The organism is Stenotrophomonas sp. YJH_SMC_73 (assembly GCF_059370155.1).
Genome location: NZ_JCAFTJ010000005.1, coordinates 47,375 through 66,617, shown reverse-complemented (window position 1 = coordinate 66,617; position 19,243 = coordinate 47,375). Strand labels below are relative to the sequence as shown.

Sequence of the window (19,243 nt, the reverse complement as noted above, 5' to 3'; positions counted from 1 at the left end):
GCCATGAGCAGCCTCGGATCCCTCCCCCTCCCCGTGAGCCCGGACAACGATCCGTTGCGCGACCCGTCGCTGTACATCAACCGCGAGCTGTCGCAGCTGGATTTCAACTTCCGCGTGCTGGCGCAGGCCATGGACCCGCAGGTGCCGCTGCTGGAGCGCCTGCGCTTCATGTGCATTTCCTGCACCAACCTCGACGAGTTCTTCGAGATCCGTGCCGCCGCCGTGCGCCACGCGCAGGAATTCGGCCTGCCGCCGGCGCCGGACGGCATGAGCCCGCAGGCCATCCTCAACGCCATCCATGACCGCGCTGCGGAGCTGGTGGACCAGCAGTACCGCTGCTGGAACGAGACGCTGCGCCCGGCGCTGATGGAGGCCGGCATCGGCGTGCTCGGTCGCCATTCCTGGACCGACCGCCAGAGGCGCTGGCTGCGCGCCTACTTCCGCAACGAGATCATGCCGGTGCTGTCGCCGCTGGGCCTGGACCCGGTGCACCCGTTCCCGAAGATCCTCAACAAGTCGCTGAACATCGTGGTGGTGCTGAAGGGCACCGATGCGTTCGGCCGCGCCGGCCACCTGGCGATCGTGCGTGCGCCGCGCTCGCTGCCGCGCATCATCCAGCTGCCGGAGAAGCTCGGCGGATCGCAGAACTTCGTGTTCCTGTCCTCGGTGCTGTCGACCTTCGTCGATGAGCTGTTCCCGGGCATGGAAGTCCAGGGTGCCTACCAGTTCCGTGTCACCCGCAACTCCGAGCTGGTGGTGGACGAGGAGGAAGTGGAGAACCTGGCGCTGGCGCTGCGCGACGAACTGGTCGACCGCGGCTACCGGCCGGCGGTGCGCCTGGAGATCGCCCACGACATGCCGCGCGAGATCGTGCGCACGCTGCTGCAGAATTTCGGCCTGACCGAGAACGCGGTGTACCGCATCGACGGCCCGGTCAACCTCAACCGCATCATTCAGCTGTACGACCTGATCGCGCAGCCAGACCTGAAGTACCCGCCGATGACCCCGCGCACGCTGCGCGACAGCGACGGCATCTTCGAGACCACGGCGCGCCAGGACCTGCTGCTGCACCACCCGTTCGATGCCTTCACCGCGGTGCTGGACCTGATCCGGCAGGCGGCGATCGATCCCAACGTGCTGGCGATCAAGCAGACGCTGTACCGCACCGGCAAGGATTCGCTGATCGTCGACGCACTGATCCAGGCCGCGCGCAACGGCAAGGATGTGACTGTAGTGGTCGAACTGCGTGCGCGCTTCGACGAAGAGGCCAACCTGGGCCTGGCCGATCGCCTGCAGGAGGCCGGGGTGCAGGTGGTGTACGGCGTGGTCGGCTACAAGACCCACGCCAAGATGCTGCTGATCGTGCGCCGCGAAGGCCGCAAGCTGCGCCGCTACGTGCACCTGGGCACCGGCAACTACCACAGCGGCACTGCCCGCGCGTACACCGACATCAGCCTGATCACCGCCGATCCGGACATCGGCAATGACGTGCACCTGTTGTTCCAGCAGCTGTCCGGGCTGGCCTCGAAGATGAAGCTCAAGCGCCTGCTGCAGTCGCCCTTCACCCTGCACACCGGCATCCTCGGCCGTATCGAGCGCGAGACGCGCATCGCCGCCGCCGGCCGCCCAGCGCGGATCATCGCCAAGATGAACGCGTTGAACGAACCGCAGGTGGTGCGCGCGCTGTACGCCGCGTCGCAGGCCGGCGTGCAGATCGACCTGATCATCCGTGGCGCCTGCACCCTGCGTCCGGGCGTTCCGGGTGTCTCGGACAACATCCGCGTGCGCTCGATCGTCGGCCGCTTCCTGGAGCACAGCCGCGTCTACTGGTTCGGCAACGACGGCGCGCCGGAGATGTACTGCGCCAGCGCCGACTGGCTGGAACGCAACCTGCTGCGCCGGGTCGAGACCTGCTTCCCGATCCTCGATCCGGAACTGGCCAAGCGGGTGTACCGCGAGGTCCTGCAGAACTACCTGGACGACAACCTCAACGCCTGGGAACTGGACGCCGACGGCCTCTACCACAAGCGTGCGCCGGCGCACGACGAAGCCCCGCATTCTGCGCAGATGGCATTGATGCAGGGGCTGTAGTCCTGCCCCGGTGGATCCCGACCGCTGGTCGGGATTCGATCAGCGGTCGCCCGGGGTCAGATCCCTTTCCTGCGGGAGAGGGATCTGACCCCTTGCAATCCTGCTGCACGCCTCCTTCCAGAATGTGAAGGCCGCGCGGTGACGAGCACACCGCCGCTTCGGCTAACATTCGCCCATGCCGCATACCTCCACGACTCCGCCCGCATTGCAGGATGGCGACCTGCTGGCCGCCATCGACCTTGGCTCCAACAGTTTCCACATGGTCATCGCGCGCTACACGCTCGGCCAGCTGCGGGTGATCGACCGCCTGCGCGAGACGGTGCGCATGGCCGACGGGCTGGATGGCAAAGGCGGACTGTCTTCCGCCGCACGGCAGCGCGCGCTGGAATGCCTGGCCCGTTTCGGCCAGCGCATCCGCAATGTGCCGCCGCATCGGGTGCGCGCGCTGGCCACCAACACGGTGCGCCAGCTGCGTTCTCCCCAGTCGTTCCTGGTCCCGGCCGAAACTGCACTGGGACACGCCATCGAAGTGGTCAGCGGCCGCGAAGAAGCCCGCCTGATCTATCTGGGCGTGGCCCACGCGCAACCCCCCAAGCCCGGCCAGCGCCGGCTGGTGATCGACATCGGTGGCGGCTCCACTGAATTCATCATCGGCATGGGCATGCAGACCCTGGAGCGCGAAAGCCTGCAGGCCGGTTGCATCGCCAGCACCCGGCGCTTCTTCCCCGGCGGCAAGCTCAGCAAGAAGCGCTGGAAGGACGCGCTGGCCGAGATCGGCCGCGAGTTCCAGCCCTTCGCCAGTAAGTACCGCGCGCTGGGCTGGCAGGAGGCGCTGGGTTCTTCGGGCACGCACAAGGCGATCAGCGAGATCTGCGCGACGATGAAGCTGAGCAAGGGCGCGATCACCGCCGAGGCCCTGCCGCAACTGCGCGATGAGCTGCTGAAGGCCAAGAAGATCGACGACATCCAGTTGCCGGGCCTGTCCAGCGACCGCCGCCCGATCATCGCCGGCGGCATCCTGGTGCTGGAAGCGGCGTTCCAGGCACTTGGCCTGCAGAAGCTGCTGGTCAGCAAGGCCGCGATGCGCGAGGGCATCCTCTACGACATCGTCGGCCGTGCCGGCGAGAACGACCTGCGCGATGAATCGGTGGCCGCGCTCAGCCAGCGCTACGGTATCGATACGGTACAGGCCGACCGCGTGCAGGACACCGCTCTGTCACTGCTGGAGCAGGTGCAGGAACGCTGGAAGCTCGATGCCGATGATGCGCGCATGCTCGGCTGGGCCGCACGCCTGCACGAACTGGGCCTGATGATTGCCCACAGCGGCTACCACGTGCATGGCAGCTACGTGCTGGAGCACTCGGACATCGCCGGATTCTCCCGCCAGGAACAGCAGATGCTGGCCGCGCTGGTGCGCAGCCATCGCCGCAGCGTGGCCAAGACCGCCTTCGACGCCCTGCCCGAGCGACTGCTGCTGACCGCGCGCCGGTTGGCGGCCCTGCTGCGGCTGGCGGTGCTGCTCAACCGCGCGCATGAGGACGACCCGCTGCCGGCGCTGGAACTGACCGCCGACGACAACCGGCTGTCGCTGATCGTGCCGCAGGCATTCATCGATGCCCGTCCGCTGCTGCGCGCCGACCTGATCGGCGAGACCGACGGGATCGCCGGGCTGGGCATCCAGTTCCGTCCGTTCGTAGCCTGAATACGCCGTCGCCTGTTGTCCACAGGACAGCAGGAGTGACGCACTTCGCACCCCCACTTTGCGCAGTCTGGCGGTTTTTTGTGCTGCTTCGCAACACAGCGGCGGGGTACGGGGCGTCCCGACCATCACGTAAGCGCCTGCTTTTGTTCACGTTTTGTGAAGGGCGGCGGTCCGCTGTGACATAAATGGATACGAACCCTTTACAGAGCATTAACTAACGAGACTACTATCGGGTCACCGGCTCGGTCATCGACCCTGCTGGCTCCTTCGACGCCCACTTTGGCGTCCTTTGCACGACCTGAGAGAGAGAGCTCGCCATGACTTCACGCACCACCGCACTGGGGCAGGCCATCCGCTACGCCCTGGCTACCACCGCAGCGCTGGCCGCCGTGCCCGCGTTTGCCCAGGACGGCAGCAGCGCCACTCCCACCAACCTCGACCGCATCGAGATCACCGGCTCGCGCATCCGCCAGGTGGACGTGGAAACCGCCCAGCCGGTGTTCGCGATCACCCGTACGGCCATCGAGCAGCAGGGCTTCAGCTCGGTAGCCGACATCCTGCAGAACGTCACTGCGATGGGCAGCCCGGCGATCAGCCGCGCCAACGCGCTGACCGCCGGTGAGAACGCGGGTGGTTCGTATATCGACATGCGCAACCTGGGCACCCAGCGCACGCTGGTGCTGATCAACGGCAAGCGCCTGGGCATCAGCACCTCCGGTTACCAGGACATCTCCACGATTCCGGTCTCGGCGGTGGAGCGCATCGAAGTGCTGAAGGACGGCGCGTCGGCCATCTACGGTTCCGATGCCATGTCCGGCGTGGTGAACATCATCACCCGTTCCAATGTCACCGGTGTGACCGCCAACGTCTACCACGGCCAGTTCAGCCAGGGCGACGGCGCGCGTGACCGCTTCGACGTGGTGGCGGGCTGGAGCAATGACCGCATCTCGCTGACCGTCGCGGCCGAACATGCCGAAGAGAAGGCGGTGTGGGCCAAGGACCGTGGCTTCAGCGCGTACGGCCTGACCGACCGCCATGCCGACAACCTGACCAACTGGACCACCATCAGCCAGTGGGGCCAGTTCACCGGCCTGAAGGGTCGCCCGGGCTGCACCACTGCCAGCGGCTGCAACTACTCGCTCAACCGCGGTGCTGACCCGACCAACCCGGCCAACTACCACATCACCGATCCGTCGGCGTTCACCGGCGACGTCAGCAACGCCAACGAGCAGATGCACCTGAACTTCCCGCTCAAGCGCGATTCGGTGTACTTCGACGGCCGCTTCAAGATCACCGACAACGTCAACTTCCGCACCGAGCTGGGCTACAACAAGCGCAAGGCCGTGCGCCAGATCGCCGGCTACCCGCTGCAGTCCAGCACCGCTGGCGTGGGCTCGATGTCGATCGACAGCTACTTCAACCCGTTCGGCCGCCAGCACGGCTACGCCACCCCGACCGCCGTGGCCTGGAACCGCCGCACCTGGGAAGTGCCGCGCGTGACCACCAGCGAGCTGAAGACCTACCGCGCAGTGGCGTCGTTCGACGGTTCGTTCGAGATCGGCAGCCGCTACTTCGATTGGGAAGCGGGCTACCAGTACAACCGCAACGAGCTGGAAACCATTGCCACCGGCAACCTGCACAAGGCGCGCGTCGCCGGCGGCGTCGGCCCGTCGTTCTACAATGCGGCCACCGGCAAGGTCCAGTGCGGCACCGCTGCCGCGCCGATCTCCTATGACGTGTGCAAGCCGTGGAACCCGCTGGTGCCGTACGGCACGATCGATCCGAACGGCATCGATGGCAACGCCGACCTGCAGGCCTGGCTGTTCCCGCCGGAAGTCACCACCGGCAAGACCACCAGCAAGAACTTCTTCGCCAACATCGCCGGTTCCATCGTGACCCTGCCGGCCGGCGACCTGGGCTTCGCGTTCGGTGTGGAAAGCCGCAAGGAGACCGGTGAGTACCGTCCGGATCCGCTGGCGCAGGCCGGCGCCACCACCAACCTGGCCGCAGGCCCGACCGGTGGCGGCTACAAGGTCAACGAGGCGTACCTGGAAATCAACGTGCCGGTGCTGGCGGACCTGCCGGGTGCCAAGGAACTGACCTTCAACGGCGCCACCCGCTTCTCGGACTACGACACCTTCGGCAACACGCTCAACAGCAAGTTCGGCTTCAAGTGGAAGCCGTTCGACCAGCTGCTGGTCCGTGGTACCTGGGCTGAAGGCTTCCGCGCCCCGACCATCAGCGATCTGTACGGTGGCGGCTCGCAGACCTTCGCCCAGTTCAGCGATCCGTGCGACGTGCAGTTCGGCTCCTCGCGCACCAGCGCCGAGGTGCGTGCCCGCTGCGCCCGTGACATTGCCAACGCCGCGACGTTCCGCCAGTTGCGCCAGGGCAACCAGCCGGTCGCCACCTCGGTCGACGCGACGCCGGTGCCGTTCGTGTCCGGCTCCAACCCGGACCTGACCCCGGAAACCTCGACCAGCAAGACGCTGGGCCTGGTCTGGAGTCCGAGCTTCATCAAGAACTTCAACGCCTCGCTGGACTGGTGGAAGATCCGCATCGACAACACCATCGTTGCCGACAGCCCGACCCAGATCCTGATCGACTGCTACGAGCAGGGCATCGACGCACGTTGCCAGCGCTTCACCCGTGACAAGTCGACCGGCCCGACCGCCGGCATCGTCGATACCCTGCAGTTCGGCAGCCGCAATGCCGGCTTCATGGAAACCGAAGGCTACGACCTGGACCTGAACTACCGCCTGGATACCAGCGTCGGCAAGTTCAACGCCGGCTGGGCCACCACCTATGTCAGCAAGAGCGAGTTCCGCTCGACCAACGACAGCACGGTGGTGCCGACCGTCTCCAACGGCATCGGCAGCAACTTCCGCGTCCGTTCGAACCTGGTGCTGGGCTGGGACCTGGGCAACTTCGGCGTCAGCTGGACCGCGCGTTACTACTCCGGCGTGAAGGAGCAGTGCGTGGACATCCGCGCCTATCCGGACGAGTGCTCCGATCCGGGCGTGTACGCCCCGTGGTACAAGGGTGCCCGCAACTACAACGAGCGTGGTTCGGTCACCTTCCACGACGTGCAGTTCCGCTACTCGCTGCCGTGGGATGCCACCGTCTCGGTCGGTGCCAACAACGTGTTCGAGAAGACCGGCCCGATCATGTACACCAAGCCGAACTCGGCCTTCTCGTACTACGGTGGCTACGATATCGGCCGCTTCGTCTACATGAAGTACCAGCAGCGCTTCTGATCCATCGCGCTGTCACGTGAAGCACGACAACCACGGCCCTTCGGGGCCGTGGTTTTTTATTGGCCGCCGCGCCCAGGCGCTGGCCGGCGCCACCGTCATCTGATGGTCGCAAAGCGGTCATGTCGGCTACATCGCCAGGCCCGAGCATGCCGGAAACCCGGAGGCCCGCCATGCGCTATGCCATCGTCACCGAGACCTATCCACCGGAAGTGAACGGCGTCGCCCTCACCGTGCAGGGGCTGGAACAAGGTCTGCGCGCAGCCGGGCACGAGATCGACCTGGTCCGCCCCCGCCAGTCCAGCGAAGCGCTGGATTCGGCACCCGGCACCTTGCTGGTTCCCGGCGCCGCCCTGCCCCGCTACCCCGGCCTGCGTTTCGGACTGCCGGCGCCGATCCGGCTGGGCCGCCATTGGCAGAAACAACGCCCGGATGCGGTCTACATCGCCACCGAAGGTCCGCTCGGCTGGTCGGCACTGCGCACTGCGCGCCGCCTCGGCATTCCGGTCGCCAGCGGCTTCCACACCCGCTTCGACGAGTACCTGCCCGACTACGGCGTGGCGTGGCTGCAGGCCGCAGCCATGCGCTGGATGCGCCGTTTCCACAACCAGGCCGATGCCACCCTGGTGCCGACCCGCGAGCTGCAGCAGTTCCTCGGCGAACAGGGCTTCGAGCGCGTGCGCCTGCTGGCCCGCGCGGTGGACAGCCAGCAGTTCGATCCGGGACGGCGCGATCCCGCGCTGCGCGAGGAATGGGGCGTGGATGGCAACGGCCTGGTGGCGATCTATGTCGGCCGCATCGCTGCTGAAAAGAACCTCGGCCTGGCAGTGAAGGCATTCCGCCGGCTGCAGCAGATCCGGCCCAAGGCACGCTTCGTGTGGGTCGGAGATGGCCCGGCCCGCGAGAAGCTGGCACATGAAAACCCCGACTTCATCTTCTGTGGCATCCAGCGCGGCGATGCGCTGGCCCGGCACTTCGCCAGCGGCGATCTGTTCCTGTTCCCCAGCCGCAGCGAGACGTTCGGCAACGTGACCCTGGAAAGCATGGCCAGCGGTGTGGCCACCGTGGCCTTCGACTACGGCGCCGCGCGCGAGTACCTGCGCAATGGCGAGAACGGCGCAGCCGTGGACAGCGACGATCAGTTCATCGAGGCCGCCGTGCGACTGGCCGCCGATGACGCGCAGCGCCGCGAACTGGGCGGCAATGCCGCACGCGCGATGAAGCGCCTGCATCCACAACAGGTGGTGGCCGAGTTCGATGCACTGCTGGCCGAACTGGCACAGTCGCGGAGGAACGGCCATGCGCACTACGCCGCTTGAGCTGCTGGCCGGGCGCGAAGCACGCTGGTGCCGGCGCGCAAACCACTACTGCCGGCGGCGCCGCGTGCGTCGCCTGTTCGCGGTCATCAGCCGGCTCGGCGATGGCGTGTTCTGGTACGTACTGATGGCCGCGCTGGTGGTGCTGGACGGCTTCGACGGCCTGCGCGCCTCGGTGCACATGGCCGCCACGGGCCTGGCCGCGCTGCTGCTGTACAAGGTCCTCAAGCGCTGGACCCGGCGCCCGCGGCCCTACGCGGCCGACCTGCGCATCCGCGCCTGGGTGGCGCCGCTGGACGAGTTCAGTTTCCCCTCCGGACACACCCTGCATGCGGTGTCGTTCACCATCGTGGCACTGGCCTACTACCCGTGGCTGGCGCCGCTGCTGGTGCCGTTCACCTGTGGCGTTGCACTGTCGCGGGTGGTCCTGGGCCTGCACTATCCTTCCGATGTGCTGGCAGCCACCGCCATCGCCATCGTGCTGGCTTCGGCCAGCCTGACCTGGCTGCCGCTGCCGGTATAGCCCCGGGGTCAGATCCTTTTCCTTCGGAAAAGAGATCTGACCCCCACAATACCGGCGGCGCCACCATCATCATTGATGGCCTAGAATGCGGGCATGACCACGCTGTTCATTTCCGACCTGCACCTGGACCCCAGCCGTCCGGAGATCACCGACCTGTTCCTGCGCTTCCTGCGCGAGCAGGCGCCCGGCGCCGATGCGCTGTACATCCTCGGCGACCTGTTCGAGGCCTGGATCGGCGACGACACGCCCTCGCCCGCCGCCGATGCGGTGGCCGATGCGTTGAAGGTGCTGTCCGACAGCGGCGTGCCGGTGTACTTCATCCGCGGCAACCGCGACTTCCTGCTCGGTGAGGACTACGCGCGCCGTGCCGGCCTGCGCATCCTGCCCGACCCGTGCATGATCGAACTGTACGGCCGCGCGGTGCTGCTGCAGCACGGTGACCTGCTGTGCACCGATGACATTCCCTACCAGCAGTTCCGTGCACAGACGCGCGACCCGGTATTTCAGGCGCAGTTCCTGTCGCAGCCGCTGGCCGCACGCATCGCGTTCGCGCAGAAGGCGCGCGAAGCCAGCCAGGCGCGCCAGTCCGAGATGAAGCAGGACGATCGTGCGCAGTTCGAGTCGGTGACCGACGTGGCCCCTGCCGAAGTCGATGCCACCTTCGTGCGCCATGGCGTGGACACCATGATCCATGGCCATACCCATCGGCCGGCGATCCACACGCTGCAGGCCGGTGGTCGCGAGCGCACCCGCATCGTGCTGGGTGACTGGTACGAACAGGGTTCGGTGCTGCGCGTGGATGCCAGCGGCTGGACGCTGGATACGCTCGCGCGCGAATAACGGATCGCAAGGTGCCAACCAAGGTTGGCATCTACCAGAGCAGGGTGCATGCGCCCGGGTAGACGCCGGCCTTGGTCGGCGCCTGGACAGTGTCAGCGGAAGGCCGCGATGGTGGCCTTGGTGTTGACCAGCACGCGCTGGTTGTCGGCGGTGCTGGCGTTGCCCATCGGGATGCCGTTGTAGCTGATGTTGGGGTTGGACCAGTAGTTCAGGCGCGGGCAGCTGCGGGTGCAGTTGTAGGCCATGATCGTGCGCCAGCCGGTGCCGGTGGCCGGCTCGTAGCGGTAGCCGTGGCCATAGGCATAGGGCGAGGTGCTCGAGTCGGTGGCGATGTCATGCCGCGCACTCTGCAGATGGCCGATCTCGTGCGCGAACGAGTAATAGCCGGTCGCGCAATCCCAGTACACGGCCGCGAACGCGGTCGACGCCGTCGAGCCGATGCCCGAGGCCAGGCCGCAGTAGGCGGTGTTGTTGATCAGCAGCACGCCCACATCAGCCGTGTAGGTATTCCGGCTGGTGTGGATGCTGTCCATGTAGCCATCGCTGGTGCCACGGAAACGCGCCAGGTCGGTATCGAAGCTGCCCGATTCGGTGTAACTGGTGGTTTCGTAGCGGGCCAGTTCCATGGTGATGCCGACGTTGCTGTTGACATAGCCCTGGTTCGATTCGGCCACGGCCAGCTGCACCAGTGACTGCATGTTGCCGCCATAGGCGGCGACGGCGGCATTGGTCGCCACCACCAGCACGCGGATGGTGGCCGGCGTGCCGGACGACGCCTGCGCGATGCCGAGGCGATCGTTGTTGCCCATCGGGATCTTCGGCAGCTGGTTGTAATCGGCCGGATGGTCGGCCGGCATCCGCGACTCGTCCACTTCCACAAGCACGTGGCGGTTGCCCAGCGGGCGCAGGCGGTACAGCTTTCCATCCTTGCGGATCGAGCCGGTGATGGTATCGCCCGAGCGCACCAGGATCAGCGAATTGCCGGGGTCGTCCTGGCCGTTGGAGGTGGCCGCGGTCAGCTTGTCCGAGGGCGAACGGAACTGGCCATACCAGATGCTGCCGCCATCGGGCAGCGCTTCAACCTTGCTGCGCACGGCCTGCACGCGCTGGCCGAGCAGTTCGAATTCCAGCTGCGGCTGTGCAGTCGCGGCTGCATCAACGCGCACTTCCTGTACCGTCGCGGTGGACGGGGTGGCCAGCAGCTTGCCCAGCGCGGGCTCACTGTTTGCCGATGCGCGGCTGATGACCGTCACCGGCTCGAACAACGGTGCCGCATGCGCGGCCGCCGCCACCGACAAACCCAACACCAGGCCACCTGCCGCTTTGCCAATCGATCTGGACAACATTGCGTCGCTCCTTGAATGATGTGAACAGCGTTGATGCAGCACGACCCGGTTTGCCGGGTTTGGCCATATGGCCTGCGCGGCTCGTGTGAATTCAATAGGCGAGTGGAATGAAAGTCAGGATTTGTGATCGACCGCATCTGCGTTCAGTCAGGTCAAAAGCGTCACTACACTTCGCCAATACACCGCTTTCGCGCTACCGTGACGCAGCCACGACGGGGAATGCACATGGCACCATCGCAGGACACGGACGAAGATGTCGGCTTGCTGCGGATCGGCCTGTTCTTCGATGGCACCCGCAACAACGCGCACAACCTCGCGCGTGGTCGACCACAGCAGCCGCGACCGCGCCCGGCGCAGCTGCGTGCGGATGATGATTCGACCTACCAGAGCCGGCTGACCAGCAGCTACGACAACGGCCTGACCAACATCGCACGCCTGCAGCAGCTGTACCCGGACAGCCGCCGCGATGCGATGGCCACGCCTTCGCTGTCGATCTACGTGGAAGGTGTTGGTACCCGCGATGACGCCGACGACGACCTGATCGGACTGGCGTTCGGTATCGGCGCCAGCGGCGTCCGCGCAAAGGTGCAGCGCGCGCTGCAGGTGGTGCTGCCGGCTGCGCTTGCAGAACTGTCCACGCGTTGGCGGCAACCGCTGCGTCGCGTGCAGCTGGATCTGTTCGGGTTCTCTCGAGGCGCTGCCGCCGCACGTGATATCGCCAACCAGCTGCAGGGCTGGGATACCACGCGCTGGCGGCAACTGCTGCAGTCGTCCGGCCTGGTCTGTACGCCGGACTTCGCCCCTGCCCTTCCGGTGCTGCGATTCATGGGCCTGTTCGATACCGTGGCTGCGGTCAGTGGTGGCCGCGCCGACGAACAACCGCAGCTTGCCCTGTCCAGTGGCATCGCTGCACGCGTGGTGCAGTTGACCGCGCGCGACGAGCATCGCCAGCACTATCCGCTGACCACGGTGGCACCGCCGTTCACCGAGATCGCTTTGCCCGGCGTGCACGCCAACATCGGCGGAGGCTACAACCAGCTGGAGGAAGGCCCCAAGCTGCTCAGCCGCCCACGTCGCCAGCAGCTGCGCCGCCCCGCCGTTGCCGACTACCAGATTCCCCCGCTGGCGATGCTGCAGGCCACCACGGCTTACGCTGAAACGCAGGCCGATGCCGAACGCTGGCGGCAGCAGCTGGGCGTGGACGAAAAGGAAGTGTGGGTGGATGTCTGGCACCAGTGGCAGCAGCAGCGCCGCGCCGGCAGCCGCAGCGTGCTGCTGTCCCCGGTGCTGTACGTGACTGCCGCCGTGGTACTGCGGCGGCGCATCGACTGGCGCTACCAGTTGATCGCGCTGCAGGTGATGCAGCAGCATGCCATCGATGCCGGCGTGACCTGGCGCGCCAGCGCTGCCGAGGTTCCCGGCTGGGAACTGCCGTCGGCCCTGCAACCGATCGCACGGCGGCTGGTGGCAGGGCAGGCGTTGACCCAGACCCAGGAGGCGCTGCTGCGCCGACGCTACCTGATGCAGTCGGCGCACTGGAATTTCGACGCGCTGGGCGACACCGCCCTGACCTATGCCGCCGATGCCGGCGTCAGCGAACTGCCCTACCGGCCCGGTCCCGGCCTGTTCTACATCAACCGGCCCACCGTGGATGGCAAGCGCGTGGTGCTGCCCAACGCATGAAAAAGGGGACGGAGGGGATTAAGTCGTTTGTGGCACAAACGACTTAATCCCCTCCGTCCCCTTTTGTTCAACCGGCCTGTTCGACCAGGTTGGCGAGCTCGTCGGCGTCGAAGCCGGCCAGCAGGCGCGCTTCGATGTTGAACGGCCCGTGCAGGTAGCCGCCGGCGTATTCCACCAGCAGCGCCTTGAAGCGCGCACGCGGCTCGACGCCGGCGCGATCGCAGTACCAGCGGTACCAGCGCGAACCGGCGGCAACGTGCGCCACTTCCTCGCGCAGGATCACTTCCAGTACGTCGGCGGTTTCACCATCACCGACATTGCGCAGCTTCTCGATCATGCCCGGTGTCACGTCCAGGCCGCGCGCTTCCAGCACGCGCGGTACCAGGGCCATGCGCGCCAGGCCGTCATGCGCGGTCTTTTCGCACATTTCCCACAGGCCGTTGTGCGCGGGGAAATCGGCGTAGTCGTGGCCATGCGCCTGCAGGCGCTCGCGCAGCAGCATGAAGTGCCGCGATTCGTCGTCGGCACAGCTGACCCAGTCGGCATGGAACGCTGGCGGCAGGCCGCGGAAGCGGTACACCGCATCCCAGGCCAGGTCGATCGCGTTGAGTTCGATGTGGGCGATGGCGTGGATGAAGGCGGCGCGTCCTTCCACGCCGCCCAGCCCGCGCCGGGGCACTTCGCGCGGATGCACCAGCACCAGCCGTGCCGGCCGGCCAGGCATGCGGATCGGTTCCGGCGGCGGCGCATCGGCAGCCACCTTCAGGCGGCCGGCACGGAACGCGGCGGCATACGCCTGGGTCAACGCGACCTTGCGCAGCGGGTCGGCTTCGGCCAGGCACTGCTGCGCTGAGCGCAGCAGGTCGCCACCAACGTCGGGTACATCGACCACGCCTGGACCTCAGGCGCGGCGCTTGTGCTTGGCGTCGTCCGAACGCAGCTGCTGGATGCGCTCGAAGTAGCCCGGCTCGATACCCGTCGGGTAGTGGCCGTTGAAGCAGGACGAATCGAAGTTGCGCAGCGCCGGGTTGCCCTCGCTCACCGCCGCTTCCATGTCCTCCAGATCCTGGTAGATCAGCCAGTCGCAGCCCAGGTGGGCCTCGATCTCTTCGACGGTGCGGTTGTGCGCGACCAGCTCTTCGGCCGCCGGCATGTCGATGCCGTAGATGTTCGGGTAGCGCACCGGCGGTGCCGCGCTGGCCAGGTAGACCTTGCGCGCGCCCGCATCACGGGCCATCTGCACGATCTGCTGGCTGGTGGTGCCACGCACGATCGAGTCGTCCACCAGCAGCACCACGCGGTTGCGGAACTCCAGGTGGATCGGGTTGAGCTTGCGGCGCACCGACTTCACGCGTTCGCCCTGGCCCGGCATGATGAAGGTGCGGCCGATGTAGCGGTTCTTGATGAAGCCTTCGCGATACTTCACCCCAAGCACGTTGGAGATCTCCAGCGCGGCATCACGCGAGGTATCCGGGATCGGGATGATGGTGTCGATATCGTGGTCCGGGCGCAGGCGCAGGATCTTCTCGCCCAGCTTGATGCCCATGCGCATGCGCGCCTTGTGCACCGAGACGTTGTCGATCATCGAATCCGGACGCGCGAAGTACACGTACTCGAAGATGCACGGGGTGTGCTCGGCCGGCTCGGCGCAGATTTCCGAGAACAGCTCGCCGCGGGCGGTGATCACCAGGGCTTCGCCCGGCTGCACATCGCGCACGCGCTGGAAGCCCAGCACGTCCAGCGCGGCCGACTCGGAGGCCACGATGTACTCGTCGCCCTCGGCATGGCTGCGCTTGCCGAGCACCAGCGGACGGATGCCGTGCGGGTCGCGGAAGGCCACCAGGCCCAGGCCCAGCACCACGCTGACCACCGCGTAGCCGCCCTTGCAGCGGCGGTGCACGCCAGCCACCGCGCGGATCGCGGCTTCCGGGCTCAGCTGGCGCTGCTGTTCCAGCTCATAGGCGAACACGTTCAACAGCACTTCGCTGTCCGAATCGGTGTTGACGTTGCGGCGGTCCTGCTCGAACACCTGCTGGCGCAGCGCCTCGGTGTTGATCAGGTTGCCGTTGTGGGCCAGCGCGATGCCGTACGGCGAGTTGACGTAGAACGGCTGCGCCTCGTCCATGCCTTCCGAGCCGGCCGTCGGGTAGCGCACATGGGCGATGCCGACGCTGCCTTCCAGGGTGGACATGGTGCGTGCATCGAACACATCGCGGACCAGGCCGGTGGCCTTCTGCACCCGCAGGCGGCTGCCATTGGCCGTGGCGATGCCCGCGGCATCCTGGCCGCGATGCTGGAGAACGGTCAAGCCGTCATACAACTGCCCGGCGACGTTCTGGTTGCCGACGATTCCGACGATGCCACACATGGTGCGAAGTCTCCGCTGGGCTGTGCCCAGTTACAAGGAAGGTGGCCGTACCTGGCCGCGGTGGTCGCCGCGCCTGCGGTCGACATTGGCCGGATCGCCCGGCTCGATACTGTCTGGCAGTGCTGGGGCGTCCGGGCGCACTTCGGCCGGATCGTATGCGTCGCCCTGTTCCGCTTTCGCGGGCCGCAGCCATCCGCTGCCCGCCACTACCTGGTTGAGGATGCCATTATCGCCTGCCGCACCCGGCTTTCCCAGATCGGCGCCTGCGCTCTTCCCCAGCTCCATCAATGCAGATGGGGACAGCATGTCGGTCGGCAAGGTCTTGGGCAGCAGATCGGCGCCGGGCACCTGCCAGTGCGGCAGCTTCCCGTTCATCCAGGCCACGGCCGGGTTCAGCACCGGGCGGACCGCCGAGCGCTTCCAGGACGGTTCGGCGGTCAGCGGGGTGAAGCCGGCCAGCAGCACCAGGATCGCCGCGATCAGGCCGCCACGCACGGCGCCCAGCACGCCGCCCAGCAACCGGTCCAGGCTGGTCAGCATGCTGCGATGGATCATCGCCTTGATGACCATGCCGATCACCGCGACCACGATCATCACGCCAATGCCCACGCCCAGGTAGCCGCCAACGAAATGCTCGCCGCCGGGTGCGGCCGGGGCCGCCCACCAGCGTGCCGCATCGTTGCCGAAGGCGAAGGCCGCCCACGCGGCCAGCAGCCACGACAGCGTGCCGATGACGATTCCAACAAAGCCACGCAGCATCCCGAGCAGGGTCGAGGCGGCGATCACGATCAGCAGCACCACGTCGATCATGGCGCCCCGCTCCTTCGGCGGCGCTGGCAACGGGCCTGCGCGTGGATCATGGGTGCGGTCGGACCATGCCGGCCACGCCGACCTTGGCGGCGACCTGCGCCTTCAGCTGCTCGGCGTCAGCGCGGTTGGCCACCGGTCCGACGCGGACGCGATGCAGCGTGCCCTTTTCAGTGCGTACCTGCTCGACGAAAGCACTGAAGCCGGCGGCGCGGACCTTGTCGCGCAGCGCGTTGGCATCGTTGGCCTGGCCGAACGCGCCCAACTGCACGGCGAAGCCGACGCCACTGGCTGCCGGTGCTGTCGGCGTGGCAGGCGCCGGCTTGTTGGCGGCGGCCTCCGGCTTCGGCTCGGGCTTGGCGTCCGGCTTCGGAGCCTCGGGCTTCGGTGCCGGCTTGGGCGGCTCTGGTTTGGTGGTCGCCGTCGGCGTGCTTGGCGGCAGGCTTTCGCTGCGCACCGGGTTGCTGGTGGCCGACGGCGTGGTGGCCGCGGCCGGGGTGCTGGTGGTCGGCGCCGGCGTGGCGGCAACCGTCGCACTGCTGCCTGCCGCCGCATCCAGGGTGATGACTTCTGCCTTCACATCGGCGCGGATCTTGACCGCCTGCAGGCGCGCGGCTTCGGCCTGGGCACGGTCGGCGTACGGCCCGACACGCACACGCCACGCCTGGCGCCCGCTGATGGTGGTGGTTTCGGCGAAGCCTGGCAGCTGCGAGCGCTGCAGGTAGGCGATCACCGCATCGGCGTCGGCCTTGCTGCCGTAGGCGCCAAACGTGACGGCGAAGTTGCCGGCGGCAACCGCCGGAGACGTGTCCACGGTCGGCGGCGTAGCCGGCGCGGCCGTCTCCTGCAGCGGCTTGGCCTGCCCGGTCTGCAGGCCGGTGGCTCCACCGGCCGGAGCAACCAGCGGCAGCTCACGGGTTTCGAACTGGCCATCGGCCGGTGCGTCCGGCGCGGCGATCGGCACCGAGGCCACACCGCTGTCCGGCGCCGGTCCCTTGACCAGCATCGGCAGGAAAATCACGGCCAGCGCCACCAGCACGATGGCACCAATCAGACGCTGTTTCAGAGGCGTATCCACGTGAGGCGGCAACTGTCCGGAGGTTGCGGTCGATTATACGGGTGCCGGACCGGACGGCGTCGGCATTGGCTGAACGCGGATCAGGCGGCGCCCTGCAACCATTGCAGCGCGGCAGCGGCGGTATGGAAGGAGCCGAACACCAGTACGCGGTCACCGCGCCCGGCCTGGGCCAGTACCTGTGCCAGCGCCTGCTCGACAGTATCAGCGCGCTGAGCCTTGGCCGCCGCCGTACCGGCCAGGCGGGCCTGCAACTGGGCAGCACTCTGCCCGCGCGGGCCGTCCAGTCCGGCCAGGGTCCACTCGCCGACCACGTCCTGCAGCGCCTGCACAACGCCCACCGCGTCCTTGTCCTGCAGCGCGGCGTACACCGCCAGGGTGCGCCCGGCCGACGCTTCGGCCTTCAGCGCGCGCGCCAGCTGGCCCGCCGCCTGCGGGTTGTGCCCGACATCGACACGGACCTGCACGCCGTCACGCTCGAACGCCTGCAGGCGGCCAGAGATGCGCGCCGCCGCGACACCAGCAGCCCACGCCGCACGCGGCACCGGCTTGTCCAGCGCGCGCAGCGCAGCGATGGCGGCACCCGCGTTGGCCAGCTGGATCGGGCCGGCCAGCGCCGGGGTCGGCAGTTCCATGCGCAGGCCGACATCGCGCCAGCGCCAGCGCTGGGCATCGATTGGTTCGTAGAAATAATCGCTGCCGCCGCGGATCGCGTTGGCGCCGACCAGGTAGGCACGTGCGAGCACGCTCGACGGCGGGTCGGTCTCGCCCAGGATCACCGGCTTCCAGCCACGGATGATGCCGGCCTTCTCGGTGCCGATCGCTTCGCGGTCCTCGCCCAGCCATTCGGCATGGTCGATGTCCACGGTGGTGATCACCGCCACGTCAGCGTCGACGATGTTGACCGCATCCAGGCGACCGCCCAGGCCCACTTCCAGCACCGCCAGGTCCAGCCCGGCGTCGGCGAACAGCTGCAGCGCGGCCAGCGTGCCGTACTCGAAATAGGTCAGCGTGATATCGCCACGCGCGGCCTCGATGGTGTTGAAGGCGGCGACCAGCGCCGCATCCTCCACATCGTGGCCGTCGATGCGCACGCGCTCGTTGTAGCGCAGCAGGTGCGGCGAGGTGTACGCGCCGACCTTCCAGCCGGCAGCACGCGCGATGGCTTCGATGAAGGCCACGGTGGAGCCCTTGCCGTTGGTGCCACCGACCACGATGGTGCGCTGGGCCGGCGCCCCCAGGCCCATCGCCGTAGCCACGGCGCGCACGCGCTCCAGGCCCATGTCGATGGTCGCCGGGTGCTGGCGTTCAATGTAGTCCAGCCAGTCGGCCAGGGTGGTCGGGGTGTTCGTCACGGCAGCGGTTCCAGCAGAAGCAGTTGATGCGAGGGGATGGATCAGAGTGCGCGGTGCTTGGCTTCGCCGAAGAACGGCGTGTGGTGGGCACAGTCGTTCAGGCGCACCACTTCCAGGCTGTCCAGGTCGGCGCCTTCGAGCAGGTTGAGCGTGGTCGGCGCCTGGCGGAAGGTCCACAGGCGGGAGATCGGCAGGCCCAGCACCTTGCACAGGATCACGCGGTTGACCGCATCATGGGCGACCACCAGCAGGGTGTCGTGCTCGCCGAGGCCTTCGGTGGCGCGGGCCAGGCCGCGCCAACTGCGCTCCAGCACCAGGCGCAGCGATTCACCGCCGGGCATCAGCACGGTGTCCGGCTCCTCGCGCCACGCCTTCAGGCGCGACGGGTCCTTTTCGTTGATTTCGCTGGCCAGCAGGCCTTCCCACTCGCCGTGGGCGATTTCCTGCAGCTCCGGCTCGGTCAGCAACATGTCGGCACGGGCGGCACCGAGTGCCAGCTGCGCGGTGCGCTGCGCGCGTGACAGCGGCGAGGCGACGGCACGGGTGATGTCCACCGAGGCCAAGCGGGCGCCCAGGGCTTGGGCCTGGGCTTCACCGATCGGCGAAAGCGGGATGTCGATCTGGCCCTGGTAGCGGCCTTCGGCGTTCCACGGCGTTTCGCCGTGGCGGGCAAGCAGGATGCGCATGCGTGCAAGGGGTCCTGGGGGGAGGAGGTTCCGCGTTTCGTTCACATCCTGTGAAGTGCGCGGAACAGGGATGATACCCGTTCGGCGCACCGGGCCGTGCCGGGCATGAAAAAACCCCGCGACGTGGATCGCGGGGTTTTGGAAACTCCGGCTATCTGGTCGGGGTTGCCGGCCAGCGGCCGGCACTACCGCAACGG

The 19,243-nt window shown here is 67.4% G+C and carries 14 protein-coding genes; 7 read left to right on the top strand and 7 right to left on the bottom strand.

Annotated elements, in window-relative coordinates; translation table 11 throughout:
• Window positions 1-3: 3 nt before the first annotated feature.
• From ppk1 to lpxH, 6 genes are all read left to right on the top strand, one after another.
• Complete coding sequence (gene ppk1, locus AC5P8R_RS09575) at window positions 4-2,091, top strand: polyphosphate kinase 1 (protein WP_046429123.1); 2,088 nt, start codon at window positions 4-6, stop codon at window positions 2,089-2,091.
• A 175-nt stretch (window positions 2,092-2,266) separates the two neighbouring features.
• The gene (ppx, locus tag AC5P8R_RS09570) at window positions 2,267-3,793 is read left to right on the top strand and encodes an exopolyphosphatase (RefSeq protein WP_495223318.1); all 1,527 of its coding nucleotides are present in this window, start codon (window positions 2,267-2,269) and stop codon (window positions 3,791-3,793) included.
• 317 nt (window positions 3,794-4,110) lie between these two features.
• On the top strand, window positions 4,111-7,050 hold the full coding sequence (locus AC5P8R_RS09565) for a TonB-dependent receptor domain-containing protein (protein ID WP_075076709.1): 2,940 nt from the start codon (window positions 4,111-4,113) through the stop codon (window positions 7,048-7,050).
• Window positions 7,051-7,220: 170 nt separating this feature from the next.
• The gene (locus AC5P8R_RS09560; RefSeq protein WP_049407510.1) at window positions 7,221-8,366 is read left to right on the top strand and encodes a glycosyltransferase family 4 protein; all 1,146 of its coding nucleotides are present in this window, start codon (window positions 7,221-7,223) and stop codon (window positions 8,364-8,366) included.
• Complete coding sequence (locus AC5P8R_RS09555; protein ID WP_032955935.1) at window positions 8,347-8,886, top strand: phosphatase PAP2 family protein; 540 nt, start codon at window positions 8,347-8,349, stop codon at window positions 8,884-8,886. Before AC5P8R_RS09560 ends, AC5P8R_RS09555 begins: the two co-directional genes overlap by 20 nt.
• A 93-nt stretch (window positions 8,887-8,979) precedes the next feature.
• Entirely contained in the window at window positions 8,980-9,726 is a 747-nt protein-coding gene (lpxH, locus tag AC5P8R_RS09550) for a UDP-2,3-diacylglucosamine diphosphatase (protein WP_049407506.1), read from the top strand.
• A gap of 92 nt (window positions 9,727-9,818) precedes the next feature.
• Here lpxH and AC5P8R_RS09545 read toward each other — a convergent pair whose 3' ends face one another.
• Window positions 9,819-11,072: a M12 family metallo-peptidase gene (locus tag AC5P8R_RS09545; protein ID WP_014646083.1), complete on the bottom strand. Its 1,254-nt coding sequence runs from the start codon at window positions 11,070-11,072 to the stop codon at window positions 9,819-9,821.
• Window positions 11,073-11,297: 225 nt separating this feature from the next.
• Between AC5P8R_RS09545 and AC5P8R_RS09540 the strand changes: the two genes are divergently transcribed.
• Window positions 11,298-12,755, top strand: coding sequence for a T6SS phospholipase effector Tle1-like catalytic domain-containing protein (locus AC5P8R_RS09540; protein ID WP_046429116.1), 1,458 nt, complete (start codon window positions 11,298-11,300; stop codon window positions 12,753-12,755).
• A 67-nt stretch (window positions 12,756-12,822) separates the two neighbouring features.
• On the opposite strand, the gene AC5P8R_RS09535 is transcribed toward AC5P8R_RS09540, so the two are convergent.
• The 6 genes from AC5P8R_RS09535 to AC5P8R_RS09510 form a co-directional block, all read right to left on the bottom strand.
• Window positions 12,823-13,647 carry a ferritin-like domain-containing protein gene (locus tag AC5P8R_RS09535; RefSeq protein ID WP_046429113.1) on the bottom strand — a complete coding sequence of 275 codons (825 nt, stop codon included), beginning with the start codon at window positions 13,645-13,647 and terminating at the stop codon, window positions 12,823-12,825.
• A gap of 9 nt (window positions 13,648-13,656) precedes the next feature.
• Window positions 13,657-15,123 carry an amidophosphoribosyltransferase gene (gene purF, locus AC5P8R_RS09530; RefSeq protein WP_005408246.1) on the bottom strand — a complete coding sequence of 489 codons (1,467 nt, stop codon included), beginning with the start codon at window positions 15,121-15,123 and terminating at the stop codon, window positions 13,657-13,659.
• Window positions 15,124-15,153: 30 nt separating this feature from the next.
• Window positions 15,154-15,933 (bottom strand): CvpA family protein, encoded by a 780-nt coding sequence (locus tag AC5P8R_RS09525; protein WP_014036126.1) that lies wholly within the window; start codon window positions 15,931-15,933, stop codon window positions 15,154-15,156.
• A gap of 46 nt (window positions 15,934-15,979) precedes the next feature.
• Window positions 15,980-17,008 (bottom strand): SPOR domain-containing protein, encoded by a 1,029-nt coding sequence (locus AC5P8R_RS09520; RefSeq protein WP_164109412.1) that lies wholly within the window; start codon window positions 17,006-17,008, stop codon window positions 15,980-15,982.
• A gap of 80 nt (window positions 17,009-17,088) precedes the next feature.
• Window positions 17,089-18,360 (bottom strand): bifunctional tetrahydrofolate synthase/dihydrofolate synthase, encoded by a 1,272-nt coding sequence (gene folC, locus AC5P8R_RS09515; protein WP_046429107.1) that lies wholly within the window; start codon window positions 18,358-18,360, stop codon window positions 17,089-17,091.
• A 41-nt stretch (window positions 18,361-18,401) separates the two neighbouring features.
• The gene (locus AC5P8R_RS09510; protein WP_014646078.1) at window positions 18,402-19,046 is read right to left on the bottom strand and encodes a histidine phosphatase family protein; all 645 of its coding nucleotides are present in this window, start codon (window positions 19,044-19,046) and stop codon (window positions 18,402-18,404) included.
• Window positions 19,047-19,243: the final 197 nt, after the last annotated feature.

Excerpts from the sequence above, each read along its gene's own strand:
- AC5P8R_RS09525 (WP_014036126.1), bottom strand. The coding sequence starts at position 15,933 with ATGATCGACGTGGTGCTGCTGATCGTGATCGCCGCCTCGACCCTGCTC.
- AC5P8R_RS09555 (WP_032955935.1), top strand. The coding sequence starts at position 8,347 with ATGCGCACTACGCCGCTTGAGCTGCTGGCCGGGCGCGAAGCACGCTGG.
- AC5P8R_RS09540 (WP_046429116.1), top strand. The coding sequence starts at position 11,298 with ATGGCACCATCGCAGGACACGGACGAAGATGTCGGCTTGCTGCGGATC.
- purF (WP_005408246.1), bottom strand. The coding sequence starts at position 15,123 with ATGTGTGGCATCGTCGGAATCGTCGGCAACCAGAACGTCGCCGGGCAG.
- AC5P8R_RS09545 (WP_014646083.1), bottom strand. The coding sequence starts at position 11,072 with ATGTTGTCCAGATCGATTGGCAAAGCGGCAGGTGGCCTGGTGTTGGGT.
- AC5P8R_RS09510 (WP_014646078.1), bottom strand. The coding sequence starts at position 19,046 with ATGCGCATCCTGCTTGCCCGCCACGGCGAAACGCCGTGGAACGCCGAA.
- lpxH (WP_049407506.1), top strand. The coding sequence starts at position 8,980 with ATGACCACGCTGTTCATTTCCGACCTGCACCTGGACCCCAGCCGTCCG.
- ppk1 (WP_046429123.1), top strand. The coding sequence starts at position 4 with ATGAGCAGCCTCGGATCCCTCCCCCTCCCCGTGAGCCCGGACAACGAT.
- AC5P8R_RS09565 (WP_075076709.1), top strand. The coding sequence starts at position 4,111 with ATGACTTCACGCACCACCGCACTGGGGCAGGCCATCCGCTACGCCCTG.
- AC5P8R_RS09560 (WP_049407510.1), top strand. The coding sequence starts at position 7,221 with ATGCGCTATGCCATCGTCACCGAGACCTATCCACCGGAAGTGAACGGC.
- ppx (WP_495223318.1), top strand. The coding sequence starts at position 2,267 with ATGCCGCATACCTCCACGACTCCGCCCGCATTGCAGGATGGCGACCTG.